This window comes from Roseateles sp. P5_B10, from assembly GCF_056400485.1.
This window is the reverse complement of record NZ_JBFULE010000153.1, coordinates 1-9070: the sequence shown is the minus strand read 5'-3', so window position 1 is coordinate 9070 and position 9070 is coordinate 1. Positions and strand designations below refer to the sequence as shown.

The window sequence follows — 9070 nt, the reverse complement described above, 5'->3', positions numbered from 1 at the left end:
GCACAGCACGTGCTGGCCGCGCACCGGGCGGCGACAGGCGAACCCGCCAAGGCAGGCAGCCTGGCCTTGCGCTACGCCTATTCGGGCCAGGGGCTGGTTGGCACCGTCGTCACGCGGTTCGACACCGCCAGCGGCGCCTTCGTCACGGACAGTGAACTCGGCCCGATCACCGTGGCGAACGGCTTCGACGGCCGCCTGCCGTGGATGCGCGACATCTCGGGCGCCTACACGCCCCAGCAGGGCGGTGACCGGGTGCGCCTGGCGATCAACGAAGCCTACCGACTGGCCAACCTGTGGTGGCGCCGGGATCGCGGCGGCGCCCGCATCGAGGCGCTGGGCCGCGAGACGCTGGACGGCCGCGCTCTGGAGCATCTCGCCGTGACGCCTCGCGGCGGCTTGCGTTTTGACGCCTGGTTCGACGCCGGCAGCGGGCTGCTCGCCCGCATCGCCGAGCGCCAGATGTTCTTCGACACCCGCACGACCTACGAGGACTACGTCCGCCAGGGCGGCGCGCAGGTGGCTGGCCGCGTCATCGTCGACGGCGGCACCGGCGAGTCCGGCCTGGCGACGATGCGGCTGCTCGACGTCAGCTCGCCACCGCGGCGGCCCCGCACCGCCTACGCCATGCCGGCCGACCCACCACAAGGCGTCACCCTGGCCGACGGCGCCCGCCGGGCCAGCGTGCCGTTCCGGCTGCTGAACAACCACATCTACGTCGAGGCGCACGTCAACGGCCACGGCCCCTACACCTTCATCGTCGACACGGGCGGCCACACCATCCTTTCGTCCCGCGTGGTGGCCGAGGCGGGCCTTGATGCCCAGGGCGCCTCACCGTCGGCGGGCGCCGGCGAGAAGACGACGACCAGCGGCTATGCGAAGGTGCGCGAGATCGCGCTCGGCCCGGTCCGCATGCACGACCAGACGGCGATCACCATGGACATCTACGACCCGGCTGTCGAAGGCATCCGGGTCGACGGCATGGTCGGCTTCGAGCTGCTGCGCCGCCTGGCGCTGCGCATCGACTACCAGCACAGCACGTTGACGTTCAGCCGCTTTGACGCCTTCGATGCCGGCGACGCGGGCACGGCCATCCCGTTCAAGTTCTACGACCACCTGCCGCAAGTGGAAGGCAGGGTGGGCGACATCCCGGCGCTGTTCGACATCGACACCGGCTCGCGCAGCGAGGTGGACCTCACGAGCCCCTTCGTCGCCGCCCGCCGCCTGCGCGAACGCTTCCCCGGCGCCGTCACCGCCATGACCGGCTGGGGCGTCGGCGGCCCCTCGATGTCGGAGGTCGTGCGGCTGCCGTCGCTGTCGCTCGGGCCGGTCACCATCAACGCGCCGGTGGCGGCGCTGTCGGGCGCCAGGGCCGGCTCCTTCAGCGATGCCAACTTCGACGGCAACATCGGCAGCGGGCTGCTCAAGCGCTTCGTGACCAGCTTCGACTACTCGCGCCAGCGCATGTATCTCAAGCCCATCGTGCCGCCGCCTGTCGACGCGGGCCGCTTCGATCGCTCGGGCATGTGGCTCAACGCGGCCGACGAAGGCTTCGTCGTGGCCCACGTCTCTCCCGGCGGCCCGGCGGAGGCGGCAGGGGTTGCCGTCGGTGACCGGCTCCTCACCCTCGACGGCCGGGCGGTGCAGGCCGATGAGCTGTCCGCGACACGGGCGCTGCTGCGCACCCGGGCGGATGGCGATCGCATCACGCTGGGCATGCGGCGCGGCACCGAGCCACGCAGCGTCGTGCTGGTGCTGCGGGAGCGGCTGTGAGCGACCACGACGAACGCCGGCGAACACGCGCCGTCCTGCTGCTGCTGTCGCTGGCCATGTTCATCGTCTCTCTCGACCAGTACATCGTGGTGGTTGCGCTGCCGGACATCGGCCGGGACCTCGGCTACTCGTCCCAGACACTGCAATCGGTCATCAGTGCCTACGCGATTGCGTCGAGCGGTTTCCTGCTGCTCGGCGGCCGCGCGTCGGACCTGCTGGGCCGGCGCAGGGTTCTGGCGGCGGGCCTGTTGCTGTACTGCCTGGCGTCCCTGGCCGGAGGGCTGGCGACCGGCACGGCGCAACAACTGGTGGCCCGCGCCTTCCAGGGCCTGGGCGGCGCCCTCGTGTTCCCCAGTACCCTGGCGCTGATCAACGTGCTGTTCAAACAAGGCCCGGCCCGCAACCAGGCACTCGGCTTCTGGGCCGGCGCGGGCGCTGCTGGGCTGGTGGTCGGCGTGCTGGCGGGCGGGGCGCTGACCAGCGGCTTCGGGTGGCGGGCCGTCTTCCTCGTCAACGTGCCCCTTGCCGGCGCGGCGCTGGYGGCCACCTTCGCGCTGATCGCGCACGACGGGCCGCTCGACCTGTCGCGGCCGTTCGACCTTCCCGGCGCAATCAGCGCCACGGCCTGCGTCACGCTCATCGTCCTGGCCCTGGTCCAGGGGCCCGAGCTGGGCTGGACATCGCCATGGATCCTCGCAGCCCTGCTCGCCGGGCTCGCGCTGGCCGGGGCCTTCGTCGCCGTCGAGCGGCGCAGCGCCGACCCGATCCTGCCGCTGGCCCTGTTGCGAAACGGCTGGCTTGCACTCGCCGCGGTCACCGCCGCGCTGTTCATGGCCACCTTCGGCACGCTGCTCTACTTCCTGTCCCTCTTCTTTCAGGATGTGCTCGGCTACGACGCCCTGCACGCCGGCCTGGCCTTCCTGGTGCCCACGGCCGTCGTGACCGGGGCGTCGGCGGCAGCCGGTCGGCTGGCCACCCGCTTCGGCCTGCGCCGCACGATGGCAGGCGCGCTGCTCGTGGGCGCCGCCGGCGCGCTCATGATCGGCCTGGCCGCCCGGCCCGACGCCGGCTACCTGGACCTGCTGCCTGGCATGGTGGTCATCAGCCTCGGCGATGGCGCCATGTTCACGGCCATGTTCATCGCGGCTGCCCAGGGTGTCCAAGACGACCGGCAAGGCGTGGCCTCGGGCATCGTCTCCACCGCCTCGGGCATCGGTGCGGCCGTCGGCCTCGCGGTGCTGGTGTTGATTGCTAACCACGCCAGCGGCGGGGTGGCCGCGCAGGCGCTGCGCGCGGCGCGTGCCCAGGGGATCGCCCATGCCGCCTGCACGATTGCGGCAGGCATTGCGTTCACCCTGCTCATCGTGCTCGCCTGGCGGCAGGCGCCGGACGACGGCCATGGCTGAAGCACCGGTGATCGCTTTTCGCGACGCCGCCGAATTCGAGGCCTGGCTGGAGGCGCATGTCGATCTCCAGGGTGGCGTCTGGCTCAAGATTGCCAGGAAGGGGTCGGGCCTGCCCTCGCTGACGAGCGACGAGGCGGTCGACGTGGGCCTTTGCTTCGGCTGGATCTCCGGCCAACGCAGGGCGCTGGACGAGCGCCACTACCTGCAGAAGTACGTGCCTCGCCGCCCAGGCAGCCGCTGGTCGCAGATCAATGTGGACAAGGTGGCGGTGCTGGCCGCCGCGGGCCGCATGCGGGCCACGGGCCAGGCCGAGATCGATGCAGCCCGGGCCGACGGCCGCTGGGCCGCCGCCTATGCGCCGCAGCGCACCGCCGGCATTCCGCACGACCTGGCCGTCGCGCTGGCGAGCCACCCGCTCGCCARCGCGGCGTTCGAGTCRCTCGGCCGCACGCGTCAGTACGCATGGATCCTGAAGCTGCTGACGGCGCGCGATGAACGGGCCAGACAGGTGCAGCTCGCGAAGCTGATCGACACCCTCGAGGGGGCTTGCGCGACCGTTGAACGCGGCACCAGCTAGGCCCGCGGTGCTGTGGCGCAACCGTCGTGCACGGGCCGCCAGCCAAACACGCGCCAACGCTCTGCGAATAAGCATCCCCGCTTTCCTTCGTTCCGCGAGGAAGGCGGTTTCCCTATCGTGCAAGGCATCAACCGACACCGGCCGCCATGCACATCACCAGCCTCTCAGCCAGCCCCAGCGAACGCTCGCGCTCCGCCTGGCTCACGCAGTTCGCGCTGACGCGCCTGGAAGGCCGCGCCACGCATCACGACGACATCCTCGTGCGCGAGCTGCCCGCCGCAGCGCTGCTGACGGCGGACGTGCAGGACCGGGCGATAGCCGCCGCCGTGCAGGCCGTCGAGCAGGCCGACCTGGTCGTCGTCGGCACACCCATCTACAAGGCGGCCTACAGCGGCCTGCTCAAGGTCTTCCTCGATCTGCTCCCGCCCGATGCGCTGCGAGGCAAGGTCGTGCTGCCGCTGGCCACGGGGGGCAGCGCGGCTCATTTCCTGGCACTGGACTATGCCCTCAAGCCCGTGCTGTCGGCCCTGGGCGCCCGCCATGTGCTCGACGGCGTATTCGCCACTGACGCTCAATTGCGCCGTCATGAGGCCGGCGGCTTCGTGCCGGAGCCCGATCTGATCGCACGGCTGGACCGTGCCCTCGCTCCGCTGACGCCACGAATGCGGAACTCGCCAGAGCCCACTCAGCTGTCGACGCCGCAAGGCCAGCTTCACCACCGCTTGTCTCCTCGCCTCCCGCACGGGACCGGCGACTTCATCCCGGCGCTCGGGCGCTGATCGGGTGCGCCCGAGCGCCGGGATCTTTTTGCACAGGACGCTCTTCATGCTTTTCCGCTCTCTTCGACATGTCCTTCGCTGGACCGCGCCGCTGCTGATCGCGGCCACCAGCCTGCACGCTTCTGCCCAGACAACGTTACGCATCGGCTTCCAGAAATCCGCCAGCCTGTTGACGCTGCAGAAGTCCTCGGGCTCGCTCGAGAAGAAGCTCAGCTCCCTCGGCGTCGCCGTGAAGTGGGTGGAGTTCCCGGCCGGCCCGCAGTTGCTCGAGGGCCTGAACGTCGGTGCCGTCGACGTGGGCTTTGTCGGCGAGGCGCCGCCCATCTTTGCGCAGGCCGCCGGCGCACGCTTCGTCTACATCGGCTTTGATCCCGCCGCGCCCGAAGCCGAAGCCATCGTCGTGCCCAAGGATTCCGCCATCAGGACGCTGGCCGACCTGAAGGGCAAGAAGATCGCGCTGAACAAGGGCAGCAACGTGCACTACCTGCTCGTRAAGGCGCTGGAGAAGCAAGGCTTGAAGTACAGCGACGTGCAGCCCGTCTACCTGCCGCCGGCCGACGCCCGTGCCGCCTTCGAGCGAGGTGCGGTGGATGCCTGGGTGATCTGGGACCCCTTCCTCGCCGCCGTCGAAAAGCAGAGCGGTGCGCGCCTGCTGCAGGACGGCCGCGGCCTGGTCAACAACTACGCCTATTACCTGGCCGAGCGTGGCTTCGCGCAGCAGCACCCGCAGGTCATCCAGGCGCTGTTTGACGACAACCAGGCCCAGGCCGCCTATGTAAAGGCCAACGTCAAGGCCGCAGCGGCTGTCATCGCGCCGCTGCAGGGACTGGAGCCCGAGGTCGTCGAGAAGAGCCTGACGCGCTACCAGTTCGGCGTGAAGCCGCTGACCCCGGCCGTCGCCGCCGAGCAGCAAAAGATCGCCGATGCCTTCCACGCCCTCGGCCTGATTCCCAAGCCCATCCGCGTCGCCGACGCGCTGCCCGCCACCACCGTTGCGGAGGCCACGCGATGAGCGCCCACGCCACGCGCCGTGCGGCCATCGCCATCCTGGCCACGACGGCCGCCGTCTGGACGCGCGCCAAGGCCGACGCACCCACGCAACTTCGCATTGGCTTCCAGAAGGGCTCGCTCAACCTCGCCCTGCTGAAGAGCTACGGCCTGCTGGAGCAGCGTTTGCCTGGCACCCGCATCCAGTGGACCGAGTTCCCCGCCGGCCCGCAGTTGCTGGAGGCCCTGGCACTGGGCAGCGTCGACCTCGGCGCCACCGGCGACGCGCCACCGGTGTTCGCGCAGGCCGCGGGCAAAGACGTTGTCTACGTGGGCGCCGAGCCGCCCAAGCCGGACAGCTCGGCCGTCCTCGTCAAGCCCGATTCGCCGCTGAAGACGCTGGCCGACCTGAAGGGCCGACGCGTGGCCCTGCAAAAGGGCAGCAGCGCCCACTTCCTGACCGTRCAGGCCGTGAAGAAGGCTGGTTTGGCCTGGGCCGACATCCAGCCTGTCTACCTGCCGCCGGCCGACGCTCGCGCTGCCTTCGAGCGCGGCTCGGTGGACGCGTGGGCCGTGTGGGACCCCTACTACGCCGCCGCCGAGATCAGCGGCGAGCTGCGCGCGCTGGCTACCAGCCGCGGCCTGACGAGCAACAACACCTTCTACTTGGCGTCGCGCGCGCTGAGCCAGCAACCGGCCCTGGTGAAGACACTGTTCCAGGCCCTGACCGACACCGACACGCGCGTGCGCACCGATCGCAAGGACGCGGTGCAGCGCTATGCCGAATTCGCCGGCCTGCCCGTGGCCATCGTGCAGCGCATGGTCGAGCGCCGCGGTGCCGCGCCCGTCGGTCCGCTGACGCCCGACCTGGTCCGCGAGCAGCAACAGGTGGCCGACGCCTTCGCCGAGCTCGCGCTGATCCCCCGCCCCATCCGCGTTGCCGATGCCATTGCACAGGTGAAAGCATGAAGATCTTCTGGTTCATCCCCACCCACGGCGACAGCCGCTATCTCGGCACCACGCGCGGCGCGCGCGTGGCCGACCACGCCTACTTCAAGCAGATCGCCATTGCCGCCGACAGCCTCGGCTACGAGGGTGTGCTGCTGCCCACCGGCCGCAGCTGCGAAGACTCGTGGATCGTCGCGGCCAGCCTCATCGACGCCACCAAGAACCTGAAGTTCCTTGTCGCGCTGCGGCCCGGCCTCGTCGCGCCGTCGCAGAGCGCCCGCATGGCCGCCACGCTGGACCGCCTCTCGGGCGGCCGCCTGCTCGTCAACCTTGTCACCGGCGGCGACCCCGACGAGCTGGCCGGCGACGGGCAGTTCCTCGATCACGCGGCGCGCTACGAGCAGAGCGCCGAGTTCATCCGCATCTGGCGCGAACTGCTGGCCCGCTCGCACACCGGCGAGCCGCTGGACCTGGATGGTGAGCATCTCAGCGTCAAGGGCGGCAAGGTGCTCTACCCGCCCATCAACAAGCCCTACCCGCCGGTGTTCTTCGGCGGCTCCTCAGGCCCGGCGCACGACCTGGCTGCGGAGCAGGTCGACACCTACCTGACCTGGGGCGAACCCCCGGCCGAGGTCGAGAAAAAACTCGCCGACGTGCGCGAACGCGCCGCGGCACGAGGCCGCCGCCTGCACTACGGCATCCGCCTGCATGTCATCGTGCGCGAGACCGAAGATGAAGCCTGGCGCGCCGCCGGCGAGCTGCTGTCCGAGCTGGACGAAACCACCGTCACCGCCGCCCAGGCGCGCTTCAAGACCATGGACTCGGTCGGCCAGCGCCGCATGGCCGAACTGCATGGTGGCCAGTTCAACAAGGCCGATGTGCGCCAGGGGCTGGAGATCGCGCCGAATCTGTGGGCCGGCGTGGGCCTGGTGCGCGGTGGCGCGGGCACGGCCCTGGTGGGCAGCCCGCAGCAGGTGGCGGACCGCATCAAGGAATACTCGGACATCGGCCTGGAGTACTTCATCCTCAGCGGCTATCCGCATCTGGACGAGGCCCACCGCTTTGCGGAACTGGTGTTCCCGCTGCTGCCGCTGGGCGTGCGCGAGAAGCTCACCGCGCCCGTGCTGACCGGCCCGTTCGGCGAAGTCGTGGCCAACAGCTACGTGCCCAAGGCCGTTTCCGCGAGCTGAACCGATGTTGCGCCGCCTCATCCCCTGGCTGCTGCCCGCAGCTCTCCTCGTCGCCTGGGAGATCGCCTCACGCAGCGGGGTGCTGTCTGCGCGCATCCTGCCCGAGCCCGCCGCGGTGCTGGCCGCCTTCTGGCAGCTGCTGCGCTCGGGCGAATTGGCGCATCACGTCGCCGTCAGCACGGCGCGGGCCTTCTCGGCGCTGGCCATCGGCGGCGGCCTCGGCCTGTTGCTGGGCCTGCTGACCGGCACCTGGCGCGCGGCCGAGACGCTGCTGGACACGACGCTGCAGATGGTGCGCAACATCCCCGCGCTGGCGCTGATCCCCCTGGTCATCCTGTGGTTCGGCATCGACGAGGCCGCCAAGCTGGTGCTGGTCGCCGTGGGTGTGTTCTTCCCGGTCTACCTCAACACCTTCCACGGCATCCGCAACGTCGACCGCGACCTCATCGAGATGGCGCGCAGCTACGGCCTGTCGGGCTTCCAGCTGTACCGGCAGGTCATCCTGCCCGGCGCCTTGCCGTCCATCCTCGTCGGCCTGCGCTTCTCGCTCGGGCTGATGTGGGTGCTGCTGATCGTCGCCGAGACGCTGTCGGCCCAGGCCGGCATCGGCTACCTGACGATGAATGCGCGCGAATTCCTGCAGACCGACATCGTGCTGGTCGGCATCCTGCTGTATGCGGTGCTCGGCAAGCTGGCCGACGTCGTCGCGCGCGGGCTGGAGAAAGCCTGGCTGCCCTGGCACCGCGGCTATGCGGCTGAGGGGAACTGACCATGTGGCTCACTGAATTCGACACCCCCGTGCTACCGCGAGAGCCCGTGGTGGTCGACACGCCGGCACGCAACACGTCGAACGGCTTGGCGCTGCAACTGCGCGGCGTTGCCAAATCCTTCGGCACACGCCATGTGCTGCAGGACCTGGACCTGACCGTCGCGCCGGGCGAGTTCGTCGCGCTGGTGGGCCGCAGCGGCTGCGGCAAGAGCACGCTGCTGCGGCTCATCGCCGGGCTGGACTCGCCGAGCGCCGGCCTTGTCGAAGCGGGGACGGCGGGCGAGCGCCGGCTGATGTTCCAGGACGCCCGCCTGCTGCCCTGGAAGCGCGTTGTCGACAACGTCGCGCTCGGCCTCGCCGGCCCCGATGCCAGGGACCGCGCGATGGAGGCACTGTCCCAGGTTGGCCTCGCCGGCCGCGGCAGCGACTGGCCGGCGACGCTGTCAGGCGGTCAGCGCCAGCGCGTGGCACTCGCCCGCGCTCTCGTGCACCGCCCTCGCCTGCTGCTGCTTGACGAGCCGTTGGGCGCGCTAGATGCGCTGACCCGGCTGGAGATGCACCGCCTCATCGAGCAGCTCTGGCGCCATCACGGCTTCACGGCCCTGCTCGTCACCCACGATGTCGCCGAGGCCGTGGCCCTGGCC

General features: G+C 70.4%; 9 protein-coding genes. All 9 read left to right on the top strand.

The genetic code is table 11. The features are described 5' to 3' along the window. The coding region (locus AC1DU6_RS12180) for an aspartyl protease family protein (protein WP_477857447.1) at positions 1-1770 on the top strand (1770 nt) is incomplete at its 5' end. Next, positions 1767-3176, top strand: coding sequence for an MFS transporter (locus AC1DU6_RS12175; RefSeq protein WP_477857445.1), 1410 nt, complete (start codon positions 1767-1769; stop codon positions 3174-3176). The genes AC1DU6_RS12180 and AC1DU6_RS12175, both read left to right, overlap by 4 nt. Further along, the gene (locus tag AC1DU6_RS12170; RefSeq protein ID WP_477857444.1) at positions 3169-3753 is read left to right on the top strand and encodes a YdeI/OmpD-associated family protein; all 585 of its coding nucleotides are present in this window, start codon (positions 3169-3171) and stop codon (positions 3751-3753) included. The genes AC1DU6_RS12175 and AC1DU6_RS12170 overlap by 8 nt, the downstream gene beginning before the upstream one ends. Before the next feature lie 146 nt (positions 3754-3899). Continuing rightward, positions 3900-4532, top strand: coding sequence for an NADPH-dependent FMN reductase (gene ssuE, locus AC1DU6_RS12165; RefSeq protein WP_457325633.1), 633 nt, complete (start codon positions 3900-3902; stop codon positions 4530-4532). A 46-nt stretch (positions 4533-4578) separates the two neighbouring features. Beyond that, positions 4579-5544: a sulfonate ABC transporter substrate-binding protein gene (locus AC1DU6_RS12160; RefSeq protein ID WP_457325635.1), complete on the top strand. Its 966-nt coding sequence runs from the start codon at positions 4579-4581 to the stop codon at positions 5542-5544. Then, the gene (locus AC1DU6_RS12155; RefSeq protein ID WP_056198897.1) at positions 5541-6488 is read left to right on the top strand and encodes an aliphatic sulfonate ABC transporter substrate-binding protein; all 948 of its coding nucleotides are present in this window, start codon (positions 5541-5543) and stop codon (positions 6486-6488) included. The genes AC1DU6_RS12160 and AC1DU6_RS12155 overlap by 4 nt, the downstream gene beginning before the upstream one ends. Next, a complete protein-coding gene (ssuD, locus tag AC1DU6_RS12150) occupies positions 6485-7657 on the top strand; it encodes an FMNH2-dependent alkanesulfonate monooxygenase (protein WP_477857442.1) in 1173 nt (390 codons plus the stop codon). Before AC1DU6_RS12155 ends, ssuD begins: the two co-directional genes overlap by 4 nt. Positions 7658-7661: 4 nt before the next feature. After that, positions 7662-8426, top strand: coding sequence for an aliphatic sulfonate ABC transporter permease SsuC (gene ssuC / locus AC1DU6_RS12145; RefSeq protein ID WP_056198904.1), 765 nt, complete (start codon positions 7662-7664; stop codon positions 8424-8426). A 2-nt stretch (positions 8427-8428) separates the two neighbouring features. After that, positions 8429-9070, top strand: a 642-nt coding sequence (locus AC1DU6_RS12140) for an ATP-binding cassette domain-containing protein (protein ID WP_477857439.1), incomplete at its 3' end; no start/stop codon positions are given.